18 protein-coding genes and 2 tRNA genes are annotated in these 25066 nt (G+C 51.3%); 10 read left to right on the plus strand and 10 right to left on the minus strand.

What is annotated here, in order from left to right; genetic code table 11:
- The first annotated feature begins 434 nt into the window (after positions 1 to 434).
- The 7 genes from ACO0LM_RS01830 (at position 435) to ACO0LM_RS01860 (ending at position 14949) form a co-directional block, all read left to right on the plus strand.
- On the plus strand, positions 435 to 4430 hold the full coding sequence (locus ACO0LM_RS01830) for a beta-galactosidase (protein WP_423033760.1): 3996 nt from the start codon (positions 435 to 437) through the stop codon (positions 4428 to 4430).
- 23 nt (positions 4431 to 4453) lie between these two features.
- Positions 4454 to 6355: a rhamnogalacturonan lyase gene (locus ACO0LM_RS01835; RefSeq protein WP_423033762.1), complete on the plus strand. Its 1902-nt coding sequence runs from the start codon at positions 4454 to 4456 to the stop codon at positions 6353 to 6355.
- Between the two features lie 114 nt (positions 6356 to 6469).
- A complete protein-coding gene (locus ACO0LM_RS01840) occupies positions 6470 to 9235 on the plus strand; it encodes a Tat pathway signal sequence domain protein (protein WP_423033764.1) in 2766 nt (921 codons plus the stop codon).
- Between the two features lie 234 nt (positions 9236 to 9469).
- Positions 9470 to 11809, plus strand: coding sequence for a TonB-dependent receptor domain-containing protein (locus ACO0LM_RS01845; RefSeq protein ID WP_423033766.1), 2340 nt, complete (start codon positions 9470 to 9472; stop codon positions 11807 to 11809).
- A gap of 187 nt (positions 11810 to 11996) precedes the next feature.
- Positions 11997 to 13247 (plus strand): rhamnogalacturonan acetylesterase, encoded by a 1251-nt coding sequence (locus tag ACO0LM_RS01850; RefSeq protein WP_423033768.1) that lies wholly within the window; start codon positions 11997 to 11999, stop codon positions 13245 to 13247.
- 60 nt (positions 13248 to 13307) lie between these two features.
- The gene (locus ACO0LM_RS01855; protein WP_423033770.1) at positions 13308 to 14174 is read left to right on the plus strand and encodes a rhamnogalacturonan acetylesterase; all 867 of its coding nucleotides are present in this window, start codon (positions 13308 to 13310) and stop codon (positions 14172 to 14174) included.
- A gap of 64 nt (positions 14175 to 14238) precedes the next feature.
- Complete coding sequence (locus ACO0LM_RS01860) at positions 14239 to 14949, plus strand: GDSL-type esterase/lipase family protein (protein WP_423033772.1); 711 nt, start codon at positions 14239 to 14241, stop codon at positions 14947 to 14949.
- A gap of 45 nt (positions 14950 to 14994) precedes the next feature.
- Here ACO0LM_RS01860 and ACO0LM_RS01865 read toward each other — a convergent pair whose 3' ends face one another.
- The 8 genes from ACO0LM_RS01865 to ACO0LM_RS01900 form a co-directional block, all read right to left on the minus strand.
- Positions 14995 to 15477: an Rrf2 family transcriptional regulator gene (locus ACO0LM_RS01865; protein WP_423033774.1), complete on the minus strand. Its 483-nt coding sequence runs from the start codon at positions 15475 to 15477 to the stop codon at positions 14995 to 14997.
- 147 nt (positions 15478 to 15624) lie between these two features.
- Complete coding sequence (gene hmpA / locus ACO0LM_RS01870) at positions 15625 to 16842, minus strand: NO-inducible flavohemoprotein (protein ID WP_423033776.1); 1218 nt, start codon at positions 16840 to 16842, stop codon at positions 15625 to 15627.
- Between the two features lie 171 nt (positions 16843 to 17013).
- On the minus strand, positions 17014 to 17574 hold the full coding sequence (locus ACO0LM_RS01875) for an HNH endonuclease (RefSeq protein WP_422981496.1): 561 nt from the start codon (positions 17572 to 17574) through the stop codon (positions 17014 to 17016).
- Between the two features lie 435 nt (positions 17575 to 18009).
- A tRNA-Cys gene (locus ACO0LM_RS01880) sits at positions 18010 to 18083 on the minus strand.
- A 55-nt stretch (positions 18084 to 18138) separates the two neighbouring features.
- On the minus strand, positions 18139 to 18375 hold the full coding sequence (locus ACO0LM_RS01885; protein WP_423033778.1) for a hypothetical protein: 237 nt from the start codon (positions 18373 to 18375) through the stop codon (positions 18139 to 18141).
- A gap of 83 nt (positions 18376 to 18458) precedes the next feature.
- Positions 18459 to 18542, minus strand: a tRNA-Tyr gene (locus tag ACO0LM_RS01890).
- A 328-nt stretch (positions 18543 to 18870) separates the two neighbouring features.
- A complete protein-coding gene (locus ACO0LM_RS01895) occupies positions 18871 to 19149 on the minus strand; it encodes a hypothetical protein (RefSeq protein ID WP_423033780.1) in 279 nt (92 codons plus the stop codon).
- Between the two features lie 184 nt (positions 19150 to 19333).
- Positions 19334 to 20308 carry a helix-turn-helix transcriptional regulator gene (locus ACO0LM_RS01900; protein ID WP_423033782.1) on the minus strand — a complete coding sequence of 325 codons (975 nt, stop codon included), beginning with the start codon at positions 20306 to 20308 and terminating at the stop codon, positions 19334 to 19336.
- Between the two features lie 105 nt (positions 20309 to 20413).
- Between ACO0LM_RS01900 and ACO0LM_RS01905 the strand changes: the two genes are divergently transcribed.
- Positions 20414 to 20905 carry a DUF1579 domain-containing protein gene (locus ACO0LM_RS01905; RefSeq protein ID WP_423033784.1) on the plus strand — a complete coding sequence of 164 codons (492 nt, stop codon included), beginning with the start codon at positions 20414 to 20416 and terminating at the stop codon, positions 20903 to 20905.
- 192 nt (positions 20906 to 21097) lie between these two features.
- On the opposite strand, the gene ACO0LM_RS01910 is transcribed toward ACO0LM_RS01905, so the two are convergent.
- Positions 21098 to 21490: a hypothetical protein gene (locus tag ACO0LM_RS01910; RefSeq protein WP_423033786.1), complete on the minus strand. Its 393-nt coding sequence runs from the start codon at positions 21488 to 21490 to the stop codon at positions 21098 to 21100.
- Between the two features lie 439 nt (positions 21491 to 21929).
- Here ACO0LM_RS01910 and ACO0LM_RS01915 point away from each other — a divergent pair, with 439 nt between their 5' ends.
- Together ACO0LM_RS01915 and ACO0LM_RS01920 are read left to right on the plus strand one after the other, a co-directional pair.
- Positions 21930 to 23012: a threonine ammonia-lyase gene (locus ACO0LM_RS01915; RefSeq protein WP_423033788.1), complete on the plus strand. Its 1083-nt coding sequence runs from the start codon at positions 21930 to 21932 to the stop codon at positions 23010 to 23012.
- A 166-nt stretch (positions 23013 to 23178) separates the two neighbouring features.
- A complete protein-coding gene (locus ACO0LM_RS01920; protein WP_423033790.1) occupies positions 23179 to 24123 on the plus strand; it encodes a VTT domain-containing protein in 945 nt (314 codons plus the stop codon).
- A gap of 45 nt (positions 24124 to 24168) precedes the next feature.
- Here the strand turns inward: ACO0LM_RS01920 and ACO0LM_RS01925 are convergent, their stop codons facing one another.
- The gene (locus ACO0LM_RS01925) at positions 24169 to 25065 is read right to left on the minus strand and encodes a LysR family transcriptional regulator (RefSeq protein ID WP_423033793.1); all 897 of its coding nucleotides are present in this window, start codon (positions 25063 to 25065) and stop codon (positions 24169 to 24171) included.
- Position 25066: the final 1 nt, after the last annotated feature.

Consider the following 25066-nt stretch of genomic DNA (forward strand, 5'->3'; position numbering starts at 1 on the left):
GATGATTAATATTGAGCGTAGCACGACTCATTTTGCCCGAACACGCAAAACCAATCGTCCCAAGAACAGTTAATTAACTGCTTATATTCAATTGGTTGACAGCAAAATACAAATATCCTGCCATTGCTCAGAAACGTGATTACATGATGCAAACCTGCTCAGTTTTGTTGACATGCTTTGCAGCGAAATTGATACTCAAAATAATAAGCTGCGTATTCAGATTGCATGTCGCATACCGCATATTGCATATTGAATCTGCAACCATGAAAAAAACAGAGACATCTCACACCAGGTCCAGGCCAATCAAGCATCTACGCCAGATGGATATGGCGGATTGCCCGGTGTGGGCATACATCTACTTACTCTCCCCATTCTTTGTTTGACCAAGCGTCAGAAGGAAAATGATGAACTCAGTAGTACGATCCGGATTGACTATGCTGGCATTGACATGCAGCGTAAGCCTGGTACATGCACAGACACAAAATACCGCGCCGCCACAAAATCCCCCCGTCACCGGTGATGCCCTGATGGACAGTTTCGGGCTGACCAGTACCAACAAGGTACAGACCAATAGTACCGTTGCTCCACCAAATGCCAACCCCAAAGTGATCCCGTTGAAGGGTGACACCAGCTTTTTGATGTCAGCCTTTCCCTCTACTTCACAAAACAAGCTCAGCCTGTTTACTTCTTACGACGGCACCAGCTTTGCACCACTTGCCTCAGAAGCTTATACACCACCACAGGGTCTGCTGCGCGACCCATCCATTTTGCATGCAGATGATGGCTATTATTATGTAATTTACACTACCGGCTGGGCCGGCGATACCTTTGGCGTCGCCAAAAGCAGCGACTTGCGCCACTGGCAGCACGTACGTGACGTACGCTTGCAACTGCCAGACGCCACTACCAATGCCAAAGTCAGCAATGTCTGGGCACCTGAATGGTTTACCGACACAGATGGCTCGGTCCACATTGTCGTGTCAGTATCAACACAGGGCACCAAGGGGCCTTTTGGTGCGTATGTCCTGCATGCGCTGGACAAGACTTATGCCAATTTCTCGCAAGCCCAGGCCATGGCAGGCCTGCAAAATAATTACATTGATACCTTCCCCATCAAGGATGGGTCGCGCTATGTGGTCTTCACTAAAAATGAAACCAGTAAGTACATAGAAATGGCAACCGCCCCTGCCCTTGCTGGTCCATGGAAAGTGGAAAAAACTGGCGACTGGGCAGGCTGGGGCAAGCCATCTGAAGGTCAGGCCCTGGTCAAACTGAAAAATGGCGGCTGGCGTATTTACTTTGATGACTATACGACCAAGCATTACTGGTATTCAGACAGCAAGGACAATTTCAAAACCTGGACAGCAAAGCAGGAACTGGGTGGAGTATCCGGTGCGGTACGCCATTTCACCGTCATCAGCGAACCGACCAAGCTGCTGGAACAGGCTACCGCTGCCAAAGCCCCTGCCAAAAAGATCACCTGGGATAAATACTCGCTGATGATAGACGGCAAAAGGGAAATGATCTGGGCCGGTGAATTCCATCCTTTCCGTCTGCCCAATCCATCACTATGGCGTGACGTCATACAAAAAATGAAAGCCACCGGTCTCAACACTGTGGCCATTTACTTTGACTGGGGTTATCACTCATCCCGCCCGAATCAATATGATTTTTCCAGCATACGCAATGTAGAACTGGCGATAGAAATGGCGGAACAGGAAGGCATGTACGTCATTGCCCGCCCTGGCCCGTATGTGAATGCAGAACTGACACGCGGCGGTTTCCCTGGTTACCTGGCCCGGCAAAAGGCAATTGCCCGTACCGATGCAGCCGAATACATGCAATCTGCAGACGAATGGCTGACCCAGATTGATGCGATTATCGGCCGTCATCAAATCACCACCGGTGGTGGCACCGTGATTGCCTATCAGTTGGAAAACGAATTATCAAATACCTCGGATACGCACAAACGTTATATGCAGCATCTGGCAGATAAAGCCAGGGCGGATGGCATCAGTGTGCCGCTGTTCCACAATTCTGCTGGTCGTCTGCCTAACTGGACACCACCCAATTCCAGTGCCCCCTATGCTGTGCCCGGCCCCACCGATTTGTACAGCTTTGACGGTTATCCCGGTGGTGGCTGCACCAATACCAAAGAAATTGGCAAGCCGAATGTCGTGCCAAACTGGGGTATGTATGGTGAAATCCCTGCCAATACCGGAACCGGGCCAGTCAAGATTGGCGCCCTCGCCTCGCCGAATACACCAGGCTTTGCAGCAGAAATGGGGGGCGGCTGGTTTGATTTCTGGGGTAGCGTGGGTACCTATGACTGCACTGCACAGCGCACCGGATCGAATTATGTACGCACGTTTTATGGTGCAAATTTGATCAATGGCATTTCCATCCATTCCATCTACATGATGTACGGTGGTACATCATGGGGCTGGCTACCAGCGCAGGTCGTGTATACATCCTACGATTATGGCGCAGCAATCGACGAAGGCCGTGGCTTGCGCGAAAAAGCCCTGACATTGAAGCAGATGGGGCATTTTGTCGATGCTGCCAAATCTGTGCTGAGTGCCATGGATAAAGGTGAAGCGATCACTGCTTCCAATCCTGCTGTCAGGCTGTATCACAATATCAGTCCAGCCAATGGCGCACACCTGATTTTCGCCATCCATGCCAAGACCGATTCCACCACGGAAGAATTGTTCAGCTTCAAGCTCACTACCCGTGATGGCAGCTACCAGATCCCGCAGGCAGGCACTTTGCGCATCAAGGACCAGAATGTCAAACTGCTGTTGTCAGACTACAGCCTGGAACGCCAACATCTGGTCTACACCACATCAGATACCCAGACCCATTTGCAGCAGGATGAACGTGATATCGCCCTGTTGTATGGCCGCAAGGGTGAAGATGGTGAAACCGTACTGCGTTATCAATCTGCACCCATCGTTGAGGTATTGGAAGGTGCGGTCAATGTCGTATTTGACCAAAAAACCGGCGATATGCGCTTGAATTATGTGCACAAGGATCTGATACGCGTGCGCATCAGTGGTGGTGGCAAAGCAGATTTGCTGCTTTTGCTGGCAGATGATGAAACCGGCCGCAACTTCTGGCGTCAGGAAACCACTCAAGGCACTGTCCTTGAACGTTCACCGGCACTGGTGCGCCAAGCCAGCGTGCAAGGCAACACCTTGCATCTGAGCGGTGACACTCAAGAAAGCAGCAAACTGGATATCTGGGTACCGAAAGCCATCACCCAAATCACCTGGAATACAGCCGCTATCGCCAGCGGCAAAAATGCAGATGGTAGTTTGTCGAGTGACCCACTGGCCGGTCCCGCCGACATTGTTTTACCAAAACTGATGCAGCAGACATGGATGCGCCGCATGGATTCGCCCGAGGCTGCCAAAGTCTTTGACGACAGCAAATGGCGCGGGACGGACCTGACCACGACTGCCGCCACCGTCAAGACCACACCGCCTGCCGGCCAACCTATACTCAGCATGAGTGATTACGGTTTTCACCATGGTGATGTCTGGTATCGCGGTTACTTCAGGGTCCAGGCTGGCAAACCACTGCCTGAACAATTGGAAATCAGCTATGGCGGCGGCGGTGCAGGTTTCATGCAGCTATGGCTGGACGGTGCCTACATCGGTGAAAATGAAATGCCGACCGGAAAACCCAAACCAGACAACTGGGGCACTGCCAGCTTCAAGCTGCCTGCTGTGGCATTAAGCACAGGCGAACATGTACTGTCCGTCATGGTCAGAAATAATTCCCACAACTGGGACCTGGCTGCAGATGATGAACATAAAGTGGCGCGTGGCTTGATCAGTGTATCGCTGACGCATGACATCCAAGAAAAATTTGCCACACCAATTACCTGGAAAATCCAGGGCAATAAAGGCGGGGAAGAAATTGCTGACCTGGTACGCGGACCTTTGAATAACGGTGGCCTGTATGGTGAACGTGCAGGCTGGTATTTGCCGGTCAGCACCAAACCGGATTCCAAGCCAAATGACAGCGACTGGGAAAAAGCCAGCCCGGATGCAGCGCCACCTGCCGCCGGTACTTACTGGCTGCGTACCAATTTCACCCTGGATATGCCGGCAGGCCATGATGTGCAACTGGGCCTTGCCATAGGCGACACCAGCCAGCCACGTTCTGACCGCAGAAATCGCGTCCTGATTTTTGTCAATGGCTGGAATATGGGAAATTTCATTTCCCATATAGGCCCGCAACGTCTTTTCATCCTGCCACCGGGCATATTGAATCCAAACGGTGAAAATACGCTTTCACTGGCAGTCAGTACCGATGGCAAGGCTGAGAATGCCCTGGAACCACTGGAATTGGTCAAGATACGCACGGCGCGTGGCGGTGTACCGCTGGATCTGGTACCCAGCCCTTCCAATCTGCAACGCTGATGACAAACAGGAAATCTGCACCTATGAAAATCAATCATGTATTGACCGGCGTCCTGGTATTCGCCAGCCTGGCTGGTGTTTACAGTAGCCAGGTGCAGGCCGAAGCTACCGCTGCCGTCGTTAAAGCGAAGGCCGTAAGCATTGCCAGTGCATCGCCGCGCGGCAAGCAGATGGAAAAACTGGATCGCGGTGTCGTCGCGATCAATACCGGCAAAGCCAATTTCATCAGTTGGCGCTTGTTGGGGACCGATCCTGACAATATCAGTTTCAATATTTATCGTGGGCAGGATAAATTAAACCGCATTCCCCAGCGCGAAACCAATTTCACCGATGAAGCAGGTACACCGGTCAGCAGTTATACCGTACGCCCAGTCATTGACGGTGCCGAAATGCTGGCAGATGCGCCGAAAAGCACATGGAATACTTTGTATAGAACCATACCTGTGCAAAAACCGGCTGATGGCATCACGCCTGATGGATCAAGTTACAGCTATGTACTCAATGATGGTTCTGCCGCCGACCTCGATGGCGACGGCGAATATGAACTCATCGTCAAATGGCAGCCCACTAATGCCAAGGACAATTCCCAAGCTGGCTACACAGGCAATACCTATGTGGATGCCTATAAACTTGATGGCAAACTGTTGTGGCGTATCGATCTGGGCAAGAATATCCGCGCTGGCGCGCATTACACCACGTTCCTGGCGTATGACTTCGATGGAGATGGCAAGGCAGAAGTCATGATGAAAACTGCAGACGGTACCATTGATGGCAAGGGCAAAGTCATAGGTAATGCCACTGCCGATTATCGCAACGACAAAGGCTATATCTTAGCCGGCCCCGAATACCTGACTGTCTTCAACGGCATGACCGGTGCGGCCATGGCCAGCAGCAACTATATCCCTGCACGTGGTAGTGTTGCAGCCTGGGGCGATACTTATGGCAACCGGGTAGACCGCTTTCTTGGCACGGTGGCCTTTCTGGACGGTGAACGTCCAAGCGCCATTTTTTCGCGGGGCTATTACACCCGTGCAGTGATTGCGGCCTGGGACTGGCGTGATGGCAAACTCAGCAGCCGCTGGACGTTTGACAGCGATATCGAAGGTGGCCCGGTCAACCACCAGGGCGCGCACTGGATGTCGGTGGCCGATGTCGATGGTGATGGCAAGGACGATCTCATCTATGGTGCGGCAACTGTCGGCAGCAATGGCAAAATGCTGTACAGCACCGGCCTGTGCCATGGTGATGCCCTGCACGTAGGCAAGCTTGATCCCAATCGTCCGGGACAGCAAATCTACATGGTGCATGAAACGCCAAGTTGCTATGGCCCGCACGGACTGGAAATGCATGATGCCGCTACCGGGAAAATACTCTGGAGTGTAGACGGCAAAGGTGCCGATGTAGGTCGTGGTGTCTGCATGGATATAGACCCTGCTTACCCCGGCGAAGAATGCTGGGGAACCGTTGGTGGCTTGATGAGTGCCGGCGGCGTCGAAATTTCGCCCCAGCATCCACGCCGCGTCAACTTCGCCGTCTGGTGGGATGGTGATCTGTTGCGTGAATCGCTGGATGGCACCCTGATAGAAAAATGGAACCCGAAAGCCTTCGCCTTCGAACGTTTACTGAATGGCGCGACTTACAATGCTGCATCCAACAATGGTACCAAATCCACGCCAGTGCTGTCGGCTGACTTGTTTGGTGACTGGCGCGAAGAAGTCGTCTGGCGCAATAGTGACGACACTGCCCTGCTGGTATTCAGCACCACCATACCGACACCGCATCGTATCACCAGCCTGATGCACAATCCGCAATACAGGATGCAGGTCGCGGGACAAAATGCCGGTTACAACCAGCCTCCCCACCCTAGTTTTTATCTGGGTGACGGCATGACTGCGACCAAACCTGATCCCATCTATACGCCTTGATACGCCCTGATAAGCCTTGACTCTTTGATCGTCTGTGGCAAAAAAAGCCAAAAAGAAGCCAAAAACAAGCCAAGAGCAAGTACCACTTTTTTCATACATGCAAAGTAATGAATAATGTTTAAATTAACGCGTCGCAGTTTCATCAAAACAACGGCAGCCACGGCACTTGCCAGCCAAATATCTTCCCTGCAAGCACAGAATCTGTCTGCGGGCGATGCCGGTACTGCAGTCAAAGCAGATGAGTTCATACGCCTGAACTGGCTGGAAGCCAAGGCCCCGCAGGTACTGACAGGTACCACGGTTGGCGTGCCCTGGCCGCGCGGCAAGATCGCTAAAAGCCAGCAATTTCAATTGATCAATCAGGATGGCAAAGACTTGCCTATCCAAAGCTGGCCCTTGGCATACTGGCCAGATGGTTCCTTGAAGTGGACCGCACATGCAGTGGCCGCCGGCGTCAGCCTGGGTTCGGAATTGCAGGTCAAACCCGTAGCTACAACCGCCTTGCCATCTGAAAAAATCGTCAGCGTCAAGCAAAGCAAAGATGGGTTTGTAATTGATACGGGCATAATGACTTGTGAGGTTGCCACTCAGGGGGCGCAGTTTATCCGCAGCGTGCAACGTAATGGCAAAGAAATCATGCGCAACGGCCACCTGGTCGTCGTCACCGATGACCAGCCTGACGGCGAAAGCGGCACTACCCGCCAGCACAATTACATCAGCAATATCAGTCAGGTAAGTCTTGAGCAAAATGGCCCGGTACGTGCCGTATTGAAGATCGAAGGCATGCATAAGGATGCCAATCGCGCATGGTTACCTTTCGTGGTCAGGCTGTATTTCTATGCCGGTGCAGATACCGTACGCATCATGCACAGCTTTGTTTATGATGGTGATGAACAGCGTGACTTCTTGCGTGGTATAGGCTTGCGCTTCGATGTCGCCATGCGTGATGAACTGCATGACAGACATGTGCGATTCGCCGGTGAAAACACAGGCTTGTGGGCAGAAGGCGTACGCAATATGACAGGCCTGCGGCGCGACCCTGGCCCGGCGGTACGCAATGCCCAGTTGGCAGGACTGGCATGTCCACCACTGACACAATTCCCTGAAGTGATACAGCGCCTGATCCACCTGGTACCGGCATGGGGTGATTACACCCTGTCTCAACAATCAGCAGACGGTTTCAAGATACGCAAACGTACCAAATCCGGCTATGGCTGGGTAGAAGCAGCCTGGGGGCACAGGTCGCCCGGCACCGGCTACATTGGCGGTGTCAGCGGCGGAATCGCCTTTGGCTTGCGCGATTTCTGGCAACGTCATCCTACCCAGTTGGATATCCGTCAGGCGCATACTGACACAGCCCAGGTCACTGTCTGGATGTGGTCACCGGATGCCCCGGCCATGGACTTACGCTTTTATCATGACGGCATGGGTATGGAAACCCATGACCAGGAACGTGAAGGCCTGGAAATAACCTACGAAGATTATGAAAAAGGATTTGGTAGCCCCATGGGTGTAGCCCGCAGCAGCGAAATCACCTTGTGGGTATGTGCCGCCACCCCATCAAGGGAAAAGCTGGTGCGGTTTGCCGACGCCATACAGACGCCGCCACAACTGGTGGCGAAGCCCAGTCATTTCCTGGCAACCGGCGTATTTGGCGGACTATGGAGCTTGCCTGATCGCTCGCATCCGGTCAAAGCCGCACTTGAAGATCAACTCGATTTCCGCTTTGATTTTTACAAGAACCAAGTCGAACAGCGCCATTGGTATGGCTTCTGGGATTATGGCGACATCCGCCATACCTATGATCTGGACCGGCATGAATGGCGTTACGACGTCGGCGGTTTTGCCTGGGACAATTCCGAACTGTCCCCCGACCTGTGGCTTTGGTACTCTTTCCTGCGCACCGGGCGGGCAGACATCTTCCGCTTTGCCGAAGCCATGGTTCGTCATACCAGTGAAGTCGACACCCACCACCTGGGCCAGTTTGCCGGCCTGGGTTCACGTCATAATGTCCAGCACTGGGGTTGTAGTGCAAAGCAGTTGCGCATCAGCGCCGCCGTATATCGCCGTTTTTATTATTACCTGACGGCAGATGAACGCATAGGCGACATCATGCATTCACTGATAGATGCCGACAAAAAACTGGAAACCACGGATCCGGCACGCAAGCTCAAACCCAAAGAAGATATCCGCAACATCAAGGCGCATGCCGGCTTCGGCACAGACTGGGGCTCGCTCGCCGGCAACTGGCTGACCGAATGGGAACGCAGCGGCGACATCAAGTACCGCAACAAGATATTGACAGGCATGCGCGATATTGCAGGAATGCCGCACGGCTTTTTCAATGGCAACAGCTTTGCCTACGACGCGGACACCAGCCATCTGATCAATGTCTTTGGCAACCGGGCGTCAGCCAGCCACTTGAATGCCGTCTTTGGTGCAGTAGAAATCTTTGCTGAACTGGTGACCCTGACTGACGAACCCAAGTTTGTGCAGGCATGGCTACAGTATTGTGAACTCTTTAATGCTGGCAAACAGGAACAGATTAATGCTTTGGGTATGCCGCACGGTGCGGGTAATGCTTTACGTAACGGTCATTCCAGGCTCACAGCCTATGTCTCCTGGAAAAACAAAAACCCTGCATTGGCACAACGCGCATGGCGCGAGTTCTTTGGCAACCGTGGCGTTCCCGGCCCATTGCTGAAAACCATACGTGTTCAGGGTGTCGACAGCCTCAATCCCGTCGATGAAGTGCCCTGGATCAGTACCAACGACACCGCACAATGGGGCTTGGCCGCGATACAGAATCTGGCACTGATTGGTGACTATATTCCTTCGATGGCAGACCTGAAAAAAATGGATGCTACCGACAATGATTGAACAAATGAGACAAACCCATCTTCTGACAACAAACTGATACAAAGCAAGTGGAACTACCCTGGCATTTCTGCGTCATAGTGTTGGCAATTTCATTCATTGGTGTATAACTAAACCTAAATCATGACAACACACCGCAAAAAAATATACAACATAGCTGTAACACAATTTGTCCGCCATGGTGGTAAGGCCACGCGCAATCTTGTATTGGGTGCACTGATCACAGAAGCCTTTTGCGTGGGACAAACTGCTTATGCCCAAACCCCGGACAAGCCAGTTGCACCCGTTACACCGGCAACAGCAGCAACACCAGCCAAAGCTGCTAACCCCACCGCACCAGCCAAGCCTGCGGAAACAAAACCGGAAGAGACCGACAGCAAAACAGGCACAATCAGCAAAGCCGACACCAAGCCTGCTGCACCTGCTGCATCTGATACACCAGCCAACAGCAGTGCCGAACCACCATCCGTAACCGTGCAGGGAGAACGTCCCAGCAATCGTATCGATCGCCAGGTGTATGACATCAAAGCGGATGTTGCCAGCACCAACGGTACAGCAGCCGATGCACTCAACAATATCCCATCCGTGTCGGTCGACCCGGATGGTACGGTCAGCCTGCGCGGCAGCACCAAAGTACAAATCCTGATCGATGGCAAACCGTCTGCCATGATGCAGGGTGATAACCGCGGCGCATCACTGAATGCCATGCCTTCGCACGACATTGAATCAATAGAAGTGATCAATAATCCCGGCGCACAGTTTGGCAACGAAGGTGGTGGCGGACCTATTCTCAACCTGGTCATGCGACGTAATCGCCAGCCCGGTGGTTTCGGTGTCGTCAATGCCAATGTCGGATCAGCAGGTCGCTACAATAGCGCCGTATCTGGCAGTTATCATGAAGGCCCGTTTGGCATACAGGGTGGTGTCAACTTCCGCCACGATGGTAGAAATTCAGTCGGTGAGGCCGTCCGCGACCTGATTAATCCTGATCAGCACAGCACTCAGACATCCAGTTCTGCCGGTCTGAATAATTCTTCTGGCATCAATGCCGCGATCACGTACAACATCGGCACCAAGGACACGCTGGCTGCCAATTTTTCCTATGCCAGACGCAACAATGACCAGAAATCGACAGATCATTATCTGAACTTTGGCCAAATCAATAGTGACTATGTGCGCTCTACCCAGCGCGGTGGCGAAAGCACCAATTATAGCTGGGGTGGGCGCTATGACCACAAGGGCGATATCAACGGCGAAATCATGCGGGTGGACTTGCGCGTTTCAGGGTCGGACAATGCCAGTTCCAACGCGTATTCCAACGTGTATGCGATCAATCCCGGCGCTTTTCCTGATGTACACAGCAAGCAAAATAATGCCAACAACATCAAGATCGTTGACTTTACCGGCGACTATGAACGTCCCGATGATCAGGGTCTGTTAAAAATGGGTTACAAAATAGCCAACAACAAAAGCGAATTTGATACCAGCTATTTTAATATTGACCCTATCAGCAATTCAGCCATCCTGAATCCGTCACGAACCAATAGCTACAACCTCGATGAAGCCAATATTGCGCTGTACGGATCGTATCAATTACGCCTGAATGAAAAATGGGGCGTACTGGCAGGCTTGAGAACAGAGTACACGCATATCGATATTCAACAATTGACGGCACGCATAGAAGCGACCAATCACTACATTAACTACATTCCCAGCTTCTTTGCCAGTTACAAGGCCAGTGACGATACCACCATACGTTTCAGCTATGCCCACCGCATCCGTCGCGCCAATGCCAATGAACTCAATCCTTTCATCGTCTATCGCGATGACTTCAATGAATCAAGTGGCAACCCAAAATTGAAACCTGCACAGACAGATTCTTTTGAACTGGCGTATGAAACCAGGGTTATCGGGCTGGATATGAATATCCGCGGTTACTATCGCACAGAAAGCGACAGTATTTTGTCTCGTAGAATCCCCATCAGCGACACTGTCGTTCTGACGACATTGGAAAACGGTGGTGGCAATCATTCCAGCGGTATCGAGTTCACACTCAGTGGTAAGTTAACGCCCAAACTTTCCATCAATACCAGCGGCAACCTCTTGTTTATCGAACAAAAAATTCTGACTACAAGTGGCCCAAGAATCTTGAATGCAAACGGCCAGGAAATCCCGGCTACAAGCAGCCAGGAAATCACACGTTCGGCATCATCCTTAAGCCTCCGTGGGCGTTTCAATTACCAGTTGACCGAACAGGATCAGTTGCAAGTCAGCCTGAATGCCCAAGGGAAAACGCTGTCTGGCGAAGGCTATCGCCAACCCAACTCCACCGCCAATTTCAGCCTGCGCCACACGATTACGCCTAGCCTGAATCTGGTGTTGAACGTCACTGACGTATTCAATTCCAACAAAATAGAGACCATCGTCGATACAGACACACTTAAAGAACGCAATATCCGCCGCTATGACGGTCGCCTGATTTATATTGGCCTGTCGTATCGCTTTGGTGGTGTTACGCCAAGTGGCGCTGGAAATAACCGCCAGGAAATGCGTCGCCCTCCACCCGCACAACCCTGATACACCTTTGCTGCGGCACAGCAATCAACGGCCTGTCGATTCCTGTCGCCAGGCCGCTCTCATTTGATGCCAATCACAGCATTGATTGTTTTCCTGGGTGACACACTTTGCTACATGGCTGCCCTAAAATGCGTGAATAATTTGCAGGTATTTTTTATTGCTGTATCCATTTCCTGATCTGAGCTCCATGAAAAAATTGCCTACTTTCAGCCTGTTTGTTTTTCTTAGCAGCGTCGCCTTCAGCAATGCACTCCATGCACAAACATATTCATTTGATTTCAGCGCGAAACCAAGGACAAAGTCCACTGCGGTGAAGACGGATGCCATGTATTCGGCAGAAGCTGGATATGGCTTTGAAAATGGCGCCCAGGTCACGACAACAAGCAATGGCGTCAGCAGCGCCAAACCCTTCTTGTTTTCCGTTGCTGTGCCAGAGGGAAATTATCGTGTCAAACTCACGCTGGGTGATGCCGATGAAGCATCTGAAACCACCGTCAAAGCAGAAACCCGTCGTCTGATGCTGGAGAAAGCCCAAACAAAAAAAGGTGAACGTATAGAAAGGAGCTTCGTCGTCAACGTACGCCGTCCCGGTATTGCTGGTGGCGGCGAAGTCAAACTGAAGCCACGCGAAACCGGGGAAGAACAATTTACCTGGGATGACAAACTGACGCTGGAATTCAATGGCCCGCGCCCTAGCGTAGATGCCATCGATATCGAACGTGTAGACAACTTGCCTACCCTGTATTTGTTGGGCGACTCTACCGTCACCGACCAACCAGGCGAACCCTACGCCAGTTGGGGGCAGATGCTGCCGCGCTTTTTTTCATCAGATGTCAGTGTCGCCAATTATGCGCAATCTGGTGAATCCCTGGCTTCTTCCAAATCAGCACGCCGGCTGGATAAAGTACTCAGCCTGGTCAAGCCTTACGACTATGTATTCATTCAATTCGGGCACAATGACATGAAGGCGGTGGACGTAGCGACCTACAAAAACAATCTCAAAATCTATACCGCAGCGCTGGCCGAAAAGCATGTGCAAGTGATACTGGTCACCCAGGTGCAACGCCGTACATTTGAAGGTGGAGTCATCACCAATTCACACAAGGGTTATCCGGATGCTGTTCGTGAAGCGGCCAAAGAAGAAAACCTGCCGTTGATCGATCTGCACGCCATGAGCAAGGTCTTTTATGAAGCACTGGGGCCGGAAAAATCCTTGCTGGCATTTAAACCGGGCGACGGTACGCATCACAATGCCTACGGCGCTTATGAACTGGCCAAGTGCATCGTGGAAACTGTGCGGCAAGCCAAATTGCCTCTGGCGAAATCCATCCTCGCCGGGGTAGACAGTTTTGACCCTGCCAAACCCGATGCGCCAGAATCATTTTTCATTCCGGCCAGCCCGGCCATGGTCAGTATCAAAAAGCCGGATGGCAGTTAAGTCTTTTATGCCGAACCATATCCCTATGTTTGCTGCTCCATTGTCTACAAAGAGGTTTTTATGATCACTAGCAATATACTTGCCTTATCCTGGCGCAAAGCCGTGCAGTTCTTACTCCTCTTCGCCTTCGCTGGTCTGGCGTCGGCGCAGGCCAGCAAGGAAGACGACAGGCCGGTAGTCGAAGAAACCAAGCAGGTAGCCAAGCAGGCGATTGATCCCAAACTGCCCTCTTTCTTTATCGTTAGTGATTCCACTGCCCGCAGTGATGCACCCATGCGTGGCTGGGCCGATGAAATAGCACCCTACTTTGACCTGAGCAAGATCAATGTCATCAACCGTGCGATTGGTGGCCGCAGCAGCCGCACCTACATACAAGAAGGTCGCTGGGATAAAGTGCTGGGTGAAATGAAAACCGGTGATTTTGTGCTGGTGCAGTTTGGGCACAATGATGTCGGCCCGCTGGATGTCAAAGGCAAGTTTCGTGGCAGCATACGCAGCGCTGGTGAAGAAACTGAAAATATCACCAAACCTGATGGCAGCGTCGAGGTCGTACACAGCTATGGCTGGTATTTGAAGAAATACATACAGGACGCCAGAGCCAAGGGCATTTCTGTCATCCTTGCCACACCGGTACCGCATAAAGAATGGGCCAATGATTTTGCTGAACACCGCAAGCTGGCAAGTGCTGTTGCCAAAGAAACGCAAGTACCCCTGATTGACGTCACCGCGATCACTGGCAAGACCTATGATGTCCTGGGCAAGGAAAAAGTCGAAACCCTGTTTAGCGACCAGCGTACCCACACCAATATTGCCGGTGCCAAAATCAATGCAGAATCTGTCGTTGCCGGCATCAAGGGTTTGTCCAAAAATGGATTGAACAATTATTTGTCACTCAAGGCTGGCGTCATATCGCCGCAAGCAGAGTAAAGCTTTTTCCTGACGAACTTCATTCCGAACTTCACTCATTTACGAACATATTAACGAGCACATCATGAAACGTTTATTTTTGTCTGCCCTTCTGGTTGCGTCCTTCTGCAATGCACAGGTCAGTTCCGCACCGGTGTCTACGCCTGCCAAAGCGACCACGGTTGCCAGTGATCAGAATTACTACCCAAGAATCAATTACCAGATCTATTTCAACGACTATATAACGCTCAGGAAAAACCGTCCGGCCGACCTGATTTTTATCGGCGACTCCATTACCGAGCAATGGCGTTGGGGTGCCGGCTCGCCGGTATGGAAACAGCATTTTGAAGAACGTGCCATCGACTTTGGACTGGGTTCAGACAAGACGCAACATACCATCTGGCGTCTGGAAAACATCGATTTATCCGCCTTCAGCCCCAAGGCGGCAGTCATACTGATAGGTACCAATAATCAGAACGATACGCCGGAAGACATAGCCGATGGCGTCAAGGCGGTAATTGCCGCCACCCAGAAAAAATTCACTGGCATCAAAGTCGTTTTGCTGAGTATTTTACCAAATGCCCGTGCCACAGAAAAAATGGCAACGGTGAATGGTTTGCTGGTCCCACTGGCTGATCAGAAAGATATTTTCTATCTGAACCTGGCAGAAAAATTTCCTGCTGCCGGCGATAACTGGAAAGGCTTAAGCAAAGACAAACTGCATCTGTCAGCTGAAGGTTATGAAGTGTGGGCAAGTGAACTGGAAGCCATTCTTCCTACGGTGCTGGCCAAGTGATGAAACAGGATACAGGTGATGCAAACAGGGCATCACCTGGAATCTTCAATCACGCTTTATCGACGCATCACGTCCGATTTGTGAGCGATCAACAAAACCCAATTTGTGTAGCATTACTATAGCTTCATGCGTATTGCCAGCGACTGCATCTGCCAGCGTATGGGTATCAAGATGAGCATAAAAGACTGATAAAGCCTGATCCAGTATGCCCTTTAACTGACAATTGCCGCGTAACTCGCATGGCGGACTGGCGCAATCAATCAAGGCACTCTCTCCTTCCAGTTCCCGTATCGTTGTACCAAGCCGATAATTTTTTGCAGGCTGTGCCAGCGCCATGCCGCCACCTTTACCCCTGGTGGTAATGATCCAGCTTTTTTGCGCCATGAAATGCACTACCTTGACCAGATGATTACGCGAAATCGCAAATTTCGTCGCAATTTCGGTAATCGTCACAGGTTCTACTCTTTCCTTATGGCTCAAGTACATCAACACGCGCAAGCCAAGATCGGTAAAGTGGGTTAGTTGCATAAAAATTCTCGAATCAGGAGGTAGGTCGCATGATAATACAGTTGCCAAAGTCCTTGAAAGATAAGCTTCATGCATTGTCGCCATAAAAATTGACGCTTTAGCAGCATGCCGATATAACGTCAATTTATTTCATCACATTTCTTTGGTTTATTGCGCAAATCCACCGCTGCCAAAAGCTTCCTTGTGAATACGATCGGCTGCCACGCCCAGTGCGCGCAGGCTGGCAATTTGTGCCTGCATGAAAGGACGTGGTCCACAAACATAATAATCGGCCTCAGGCAAAATGACATCGGCTGCGACAGCTTGCAGATTCAGGCGACCGCTGTAATCAAAGTCCACCGATGGCTGATCCTTTGCCCTTGGCGTTTCATAGTAAATCAGGGATTTGACGTGGGCATGCGACCCGGTCAGCTTGCGTACATGGTGTTTGAATGCATGTACGCCGCCGTGTCTGCAAGCATGCAAAAAGCGGACTTGTCGTGATGTCTTGTTTTGTAGCAAATGTTCCAGCATCGCCATCTTGGGTGTTACGCCCACGCCGGCACTGATCAGCACAACCGGGGTCTCGCGGTCTTCATGCAAGACGTAATCGCCCATGGGAGGTGCCAGATCCAGTATGGCCCCTTCATGCAAATCACGATGCAATACGTTCGAGACCAATCCGGCAGGCTTGTCCGCCATTTCGGCTTCACGTTTCACTGAGATGCGCAGGGATTCACCGCCAGGTGCTGCTGACAGACTGTACTGGCGCGGCTGCATGATGCCCAGTTCCGGCACAAACACCTTGACCGACACATATTGCCCCGGACGGTATGCAGGTACCTTGCCACCATCTGCCGGACGCAGGTAGAACGAAGTGATCTCTTCGCTTTCTGGAGTTTTCTGGCTGATGACGAAGCTGCGCCAGCCTGTCCAGCCACCTGGGATAGTTGCGGCTTGCGCATAAATGGTGGTTTCCTGGGCGATCAGTACGTCGGCCAGTTGCCCATAGGCGGCGGCCCAGGCAGCGATCAATTCATCCGAGGCGGCATCTCCCAGCACTTCCTTGATTGATGCCAGCAAATGCATGCCGACGATAGGATAGTGCTCTGCCCGGATACCAACGCTGACATGCTTGTTCGCCACCAGCGTCAGTACCGGCATCAAAACCATGGGGTTATCGATGTGTTCAGCATAGGCCAGCACGGCCATTGCCAGGGCCTGCTGCTGGCTGCCAGATTGCTGGTTACCCTGGTTAAATACCGGCTTTAGCTCAGGATTGTGTTCAAACAGGCGTGTGTAAAAGTGACGTGTCAGGGTAACGCCATGCTCTTTCAAAACCGGGACCGTGGCCTTAACCAACTCACGAGTAGAAATATCTAACATAATGCCTCATATGATGTATTTATTATACATGTTTTAAATTAAACGAATGGGATGAAACAGGAAAGGAATCCTCTTTTTAAATTCCTTGGCGGCATCATAATCCATGTAACATATATTTACAATACATGTTACATGGATTTCTTTCTACTTATCAGGGACATGCCGCCCGCATTACAGCAGACGGCTATGGCGCGGCAATTTGGCGGTCAGATAATCCAGCTGATCAGCAATCACGTTTCGTCCACTCAAAATGAAGTGCTCAAAACGACAGGGTGCGTACGGTACATAAATCAATGGCTTGAAGTCATGTACCAGTTTACTGCCCTTGTTTTGATTGCAGATACGGCAGGCGGTGACACAGTTTTCCCACACGTCCTTACCACCACGTGAGCGCGCCAGCACGTGATCACGAGACAGTTCGTGGTAAGCAAATTTTTCACCGCAATAGGCGCAGATATACTTGTCACGCGCGTAGAGCAGACGATTACCATCGCCAAGAGGAATTTGATGTCGGTTATTCTTCGACATGCGTTCACTATTGCGTATGGAAATGATGGGACGAACGACGATTTTTGACTGTTCGCCATTCTTGTTATAACCCCCACGCAGCATCAAGACCTGATCGCCGATGTCCCACGCCACCTTTTGGGCAGCATAATGGGTCGCAGCGTCATTCTGACTAATCCAGTCGTATGGTATTCCTGCTATGTCTAAAACCAGTATTTGTTGCATACATCACCTGTTTCTTTGGGATGTTTTCAATTCGGGAAGACGAGGGTTGGCTATTACATTGTAGCGACTAATTGCCATCGCCGTATAAAGCTTTTCAGGCCGACACGAACCTCATCGGCCAAAGGATAAATCCGGGCTGCATCTGGGGTCATGCAGAATCAACTTCGCGTCCCATGACTGCTTGCAGCCAATGCCCTGCCCTCGCTATCTATCCGTGACAACTGAGCGCAAGGTCAAGTCTTGCAAAAGATCTCACTCCACCGCCTCATCAGCGAGTTAGTGGGCTACAAAATGGCGCAGCGCTCATCAGCCAAGGTGACAGCAAACAAAAATCGTGAGGTATTTTCATTTGCCTTACGCTGCATAAATGTTTGTCGACGAAGGTGTCGAGCTTGTTTTAAATCGCTTCCATCACAGGAACACGTGTTGAGAAAGAGCCTGGTGCCGGATTCGAACCGGCGAACAACAGTTTTGCAGACTGCGCCTTTTGACCACTCAGGCAACCAGGCAAACACCTATACGCATGCAATGCGTTTGATAACACGGTATCCGGGATAGACAGCATCACTGCCTGCGTTTTTTCCACGCATAGCTGGAATCTGTTTCGGCCACGCCGGCAAGGCCGACAGAATCCGGGTTTTCAGATGACATGGTGATATGGCATATCGCCAGGCCATTGCGCTGCTTTGCGCGCAAGGCTTCTGCAAAATGCAGTGCCTTGGTCATTTCATCATGGCCAAATTCCTTGCTGCAGGCCATGCGTTGTCCATCAAAAACGATGGTCCAATAAATCGTAAACATAATTTTTCTTCTTTTATTTTTATTCTATTTTTTAAATTTAGTAATTCTTCCGGCTCTTTTAGAGCCAGCACAAGAAATACTGATGGTGGATCGCCCAGGAATCGAACCTGGCCAGCCGAAGCAACTGTTTTACAGACAGTCCCGCGTCCATAGCGGAATATCAATCCATTCTTGCTGGATGACATAGCGTCATTCCTGCATTACGCGGCATGGCGAGATGTCATGCACGTTGAGATGTCATCTCTGTTCACGATCCAGTTGTATGGATCATGAACAGAGCTCATCATTACATCTTCCCGAATTGTTAAAGAATCCCGTGTTATCCGGTGTTTTCCGGCACGACCGCCTTACGGCGGGTTCTACTGCTGGGTCTGCGATAGCGCAAGCTGATCTGCAGACCGTTAAAACAAAAAACAAAAAAGCCCGGTGCTTTTCAGGCATCCGGGCTTTTCAGCTTTCGTATCATGAAGCAGGCTTTCGCTCGCTTCCATAATGTCAGGGGTTACTCCCCCGGATGTCAATCATGCGTGTCCAGTAATAGCTAAAGTCTTGATAGCCAGGCTCGCAAGTATCAGCACAACATGTGAGTGCGCGGCCGGCACCTTGCGTGGCTGGCACAGTAAATGCCTCAGATACCGCAGGAATCAGCGACGCCGTTTTTACTACATTCACCGCATTCACAGAAATCAAGCCGGCCAGCCAATTCAGCAACAACCCGGCCCGCGCTGTCAGGCGCAAGTTTGCTAAAGGTGCTGGTTGAGAAGTGGTTTTCACGATCATTTCCGTTCAGTTTAAAAAGGGCTTTTTGTTTCAGTAATTAAATCTTGCCACAAGTCTTTTCAGCAAGCAAGCCTTTTAATGAATATTTTCCTCTTTATATGACGATTTATATTTCATGGAGGCGAATTTATTGCCTTAAGCTTGCATTTGCACCTACGTACGCCTCATGGCTTTGCCCCTAGATTTTTACCAATTGTTTTGCCAATTGATTTGCCAGTCGTTTGACCAAGGCCTTCATCTCCACGCGCAACTGTTGTGGTTTATGAATCACAAATTCAAATGGCAGGGCCGCCAATTGTCGCGCCAACCAGTCCAGGTCATCCGACTGGTTATGCAGCAATACGCCTTCACTGCATTGTTCCAATACACCTATCGCATCAGATAAATGAGCGCTGGCTGTGTGCATATCTGTTTTCAGCAATACCTCGGCACTGAATGCACGCGGTATCGTCGCCACGGCCTTGCGTAAATGCAGCACCACGTTGAACCGTGCGGGGCGTTCAAAACCTGCGTCCAGAGCATGCACCCTCAGCACACGATCCAGCCGGAAGCTGCGTGTATCTTTGCGCAGATGACAAAACCCGACTGCATACCAATAAGCGGCATGAAAGGCCACACCATACGCATCAAAATCCCTGTTACTGACATTGCCGTCGGCTGCACGATATTCCAGATGTACCCTTGACTGTTGCATGACAGCTTCACTCAAACTGCCAAGCACCTGCTTGTCTGCCGGTGTGGCAGACGGTGCCAGATCCAGTTGCACCACCTCTTCCATTGCCTGCAATTTTCGTTTCAACTTATCAGGCAACAGCCGCTGCAACTTGGCCAGGCTGCTGGCAATTGCCGGTGCCGCATCCACCAGGTTCAATCTGCGTACCGCTATCAAACCTGTGGTCAGCGCCAATGCCTCTTCATCACTGAACATCATAGGTGGCAATTTAAAACCGGGCATCAAGGCATAACCACCGTAACGACCACGTTCCGTCATCACGGGTATGCCCATTTCTTCCAGCGTGACGATATAACGTCGCAGGCTGCGTCTGTCAATATTCAGCATGGCTGCCAATTCGGCCCCACCAAGGCGGCCATGTGCCTGCAACAGCTCAAGCACTGCCAGAACACGCGTGGTCGGATGATAAATGGAAGACATGTCGTAAGTATAGACATTAATTAGGATCAATTTCGTCCTATATTAACAATAAGATGTTCACAGTGCCAATCCGGCACAGCAATACCACACCATTAAAGGAAGACCATGTCTACATCGACCAACACGACAGGCGCAGCCGATTTCGATTTTTTCATAGGCAACTGGAATGCAAAGCATCGCCGCCTGAAAGAAAGACTGGCCCATTGCCAGGATTGGCAGGAATTTACTGGCACCACATCCACTATCAAGATTATGGGTGGCGCAGGTAATTTTGATGACAACCAGCTAGACATGCCCGACACCCCCTACCGCGCCGCTACCCTGCGCAGTTTTGATGCTGGCAGTGGCACCTGGTCTATCTGGTGGCTGGATGCCCGCTACCCCAGCCACCTCGACACACCGATGCGCGGCCGGTTTCAAAATGGAATCGGTGAATTCTATGCCGACGATACATTTGCTGGCCAGCCCATACGCGTACGCTTCTTATGGACTGTGCCCGCACCCGACATGCCACGCTGGGAACAGGCATTTTCAATTGATGGTGGCGACACCTGGGAAACCAACTGGGTTATGGATTTTGAGCGTCAGCGAGAATAATTAGAATTCACTCATGACAGTCTCTGGGCGCGTTTGCAATACGGTGATTGTACCGCCTTGGATACTAACCAATGCGTCCAGTGCAGGCAGCAAGATATATGCTTTCCATGTACATGGAATCAGCGGCTCCCACATTTCATGTCTGCACCCGGACAACCACGGCTTGAAAGATTTTGATTACGGATCGTCTTCCTATTTCATCAATTCAATTTCAGAAGCATCATTCACTTTTGTTGTCGCAGATTTCACTACCCAGTAACCGGATTCGACTTTAAGTGTAGTGTGTACAATTAATTCTCGCGAATGCCCTTTTGACGCAATGGCAAAGAAAGCCGATCCACTTTTATTGCCATTGTCATTGTTCATTTCCAGAGAGACGCCGTCCCACCAAGACAAACGAACTGATTCAACAGGTTCACCAATCAACCCCGACAATTCTTGCGAGGCCAGTAAAAAGGTTTTAGCCGTCTGAAATGCGTCGCTTTGAACCAATAAGAAATTAACCAAAAGGGGGATTGACGCTCCTACAGCAACAACTAAGACAATGATCAGCTTAATTTCATTTGAAATTTTTATTTTTTGCACTTGCACTCACCTTCCACGAGTTCTGTCACACCACAGAAATACGAATACGATAATTTTTTGCTCCTTCAAATATTAGCTCATTTCATGAGTCAAGTGCCATTGGCAGCAAAAAACCAATCTGCTTGACTAATCACCCTTGCCATCCCAGCCAAGATCAGTTAAAGTTTTCCCATGCACGCAACTCCTCATCCCCTGCTGAACACAAACTCATGCGCTATTGATGCCGCATGTGCTGCTGTGCTTGCAGTTGCGCTGCCGGTTGTTTCCATCTGCGACATTTCCATTATTCGAATTATTCCGGGTCGTTAAGCTACGGCGTATGCCGATGCCTGGCGGCCCTTCCGCACATCATTGTTCTGATGTCGTGAACTCGCGAGCATTCACAATTTGCTCATGATTTGTTCGCGGTTTTTTTGCTGATTTCCATACTGGAGTTTTTATGTCTCATGTCGCTACAGACAGGCCTTTGCACGCCCCTGCATCCTTGTCATCCACCGTTTTAAATACCCAAAGAAATGACTACCCCTACCCTTCCCTGGCAGATATACGCCAGACGGCCGCCAAATTATCGCAACAGGTTTTGCATACGCCAGTCTGGAAATGGCAGACCGGCACGGCCCTCAACAAACTGGAACCCGACACCGAAGTCTGGCTCAAGCTGGAATTGCTTCAAAAAACCGGTACCTTCAAACTGCGCGGTGCTCTGAATTGCATCTCTGCACTGGATGCTGCCGCACGTCAGCGTGGCGTGGTAGCTGTCAGTGCCGGCAATCATGCGATGGCGGTTGCTTATGCGGCCAGGCTTGCGGGCGTGTCTTGCAAAGTCGTCTTGCCACGACATGCCAGCCTTACGCGTATCAATGCCTGTCGCCACGACGGCGCGGAAGTGATACTGGAAGCAGATATGCACCAGGCATTTGCGTCGGGACAAAGCATCGTCGAAGAAGAACAGCGCACCATGATCCACCCCTATGACGGACCACTGACCGCCCTGGGCACGGCAACGGTAGGGCTGGAATTGATGCAGCAGGTGGTGCAATTGGATGCGGTCGTCGTCCCTATTGGTGGTGGCGGTTTATGTGCGGGCATTGCTGCTGCGGTCAAACAACTGGCACCGCATTGCGCCGTGTATGGGGTTGAACCTTACGGGGCGGATGCCATGTATCGCAGCTTTCAGTCAGGTCAGGCTGAACAACTGCAATTGGTCGACAGCATCGCCGACAGCCTGTGCGCACCGTATGCCATGGACTACAGTTTCAGGGTATGCCGACGCTTCGTGGATGAGATTGTCAGGGTCAGTGATGACGAAATCTGCGCTGCCATGTCGGACTTGTATCACGATGTGAAACTGGTCGCTGAACCGGCTGCCGCGGTCGCTACGGCCGGGTTGTTTGGTCCCCTGCGACAAAGACTGGCTGGTAAGCGGGTAGCGGTCATCGTCTGTGGCTCTAACGTAGACCCAGCAAGGTATGCAGAATTGCTTGCCAGGGCAGGATCATCAGCGCAGGTACTGGCTGCATAAGCGTGGCGACAACACTTTACAACAGGCCTTAGAACCTATTTACGATCTTACATGCGAAACCTCACAATGCCCTACAATAGAGTTTCTTTCAGGTAGAGGGATATCCGGGCGATATTCAGCTTGTTCCCAGACACCTGCTCACTGCATCATCAATAACGGAATCGGTATGGACCAAGGCTGGCTGGTAGAATTTTTTCATCAACACAGCAATTTGATGGTGTTTGTTAACGTCTTGCTGCAACAGTTGGGCCTGCCCGTGCCGGCTGTACCAACCATGATGCTGAATGCCAGTCAGGCAACAGGAATGGGACAACTGGCCGTGTTGCTGCTGGCTGCCGTCGCCGCGTCACTGATTGCAGATCTGGTTTGGTATCAGGCCGGTAAAAGCTTTGGTTACAAAGTCTTGAAATTCTTGTGCAAGATGTCGATTAATCCTGGTTCATGCGTGAACCAGACAGAAGCCCGTTTTATGCGCTGGGGTGTATGGTCGCTGGTGGTTGGCAAGTTTATTCCTGGTTTCTCTACTGTGGCACCGCCGGTAGCCGGGGCGTTGGGCATGCCACGCGCGTCGTTCATGCTGGCATCTGCCATTGGTGCGGCTCTATGGGCCGGCGTGGCTTTGCTGGCGGGCTTTGCCTTGCAAGCGCAAATCGGTATCGCTCTGGCATTTTTGTCCATGCATGGCATACGCATTATCGCTGTCTTTGTGGGCTTGCTGCTGTGCTGGCTGGCCTGGAAATTCTGGCAGAAAAAACGCTTTGAAAAACTGGCATCGATTCCGCATTTCAGTCCGGCAGAGTTGGCTGACACCATCAAAAGAAACAGCATGCCACGCATTATTGACTTGCGCAGCCCTGCCCTGATTGCTGAAACCGGCGTCATCCCGCATGCCACTGTCAGCGAAATGAAACAGGTCGGCCTGGCGGCCAATGGCTGGCCACAACATGAAATGGTCGTCACCATTTGCGCTTGCCCTGGGGACGCCGCCGCAGTACATGCCGCACACACCTTGAGGCAACTGGGTTTCCAGGATGTCAGGCCATTTGCCGGTGGTTTTGATGCCTGGCGCGAATTGGCGATTCAACATCCAGATCTGCTAATCAAAGCCTGATCACGGCATGACCAATGAAGCAATGGATAAGCAATAAATATGCAACTAAGCGTTGCCCAACAAGGCTTGCAGGGCAATGACCAGATGATCAAACGTGGTCTTGTAACGCTGGCTTGAGCGCAGGTCTTCATGCATGACGACCCAAACCGGCATATCAATCTGAAATTCTTTTGCCAATACCCGCTGTAGCTGTGGATCCCGACTTGCCAGCCCAAGCTGGCAAACACCAATGCCATAGCCATTGCGTATCGCTGCAAATTGCACCAGATCGCTGTCTGCCCTCAGTGAAAAATCAGAGCGCCGTATAAATGGGAAGCGTTTTTGCAAGGCCCTTATATACGGCAATTCGCGGTCAAAGCCAATCACACTATGCCCTTTCAGCGCCTGCATGTCAGCCGGCACACCATGACGCACGAGGTAACCGGCATGCGCAAAAAAACCCAGACTGATGGTACCCGCGCGGCGGGCGATCAATGCATCTTGCAAGGGTTCGGTCATACGCACGGCGATATCGGCATCACGCTTGAGCAAATCCTGGGTCAGGTTGGATGTTTGTAACTCCATGCTCAGTTCTGGGCAAGTTTGCCGCAAGTCCGCCAGGATGGCAGGCAATATTTCCACCCCCATGACTTCTGATGCGGTGATGCGCACCGTGCCACGCACCTCGTTCGCCTCTGCCGACACGCTGCGCAGCAAGGCACTTTCAATCGCCCGCAAGCTTTCTGCATAAGGCTTGAGTGCCAGCGCGGCAATGGTGGGTGACAGGCCGGACTGGTTACGCACGAACAGGCTGGTACCCAAGGCCTGTTCCAGCGCCTCGATATGCCGCCCTACCGTTGGCTGGGTCAAACCCAGGGCACGGGCAGCGCCTGACAATGAACCTTCTTCCAGTACCGCCAGGGCAGTACGGTAATAGTCCCAGTGGATATGTTTCTCATCCATA

This window comes from Undibacterium sp. Di26W (assembly GCF_049340265.1).
In the GTDB taxonomy this organism is placed as follows: domain Bacteria; phylum Pseudomonadota; class Gammaproteobacteria; order Burkholderiales; family Burkholderiaceae_D; genus Undibacterium.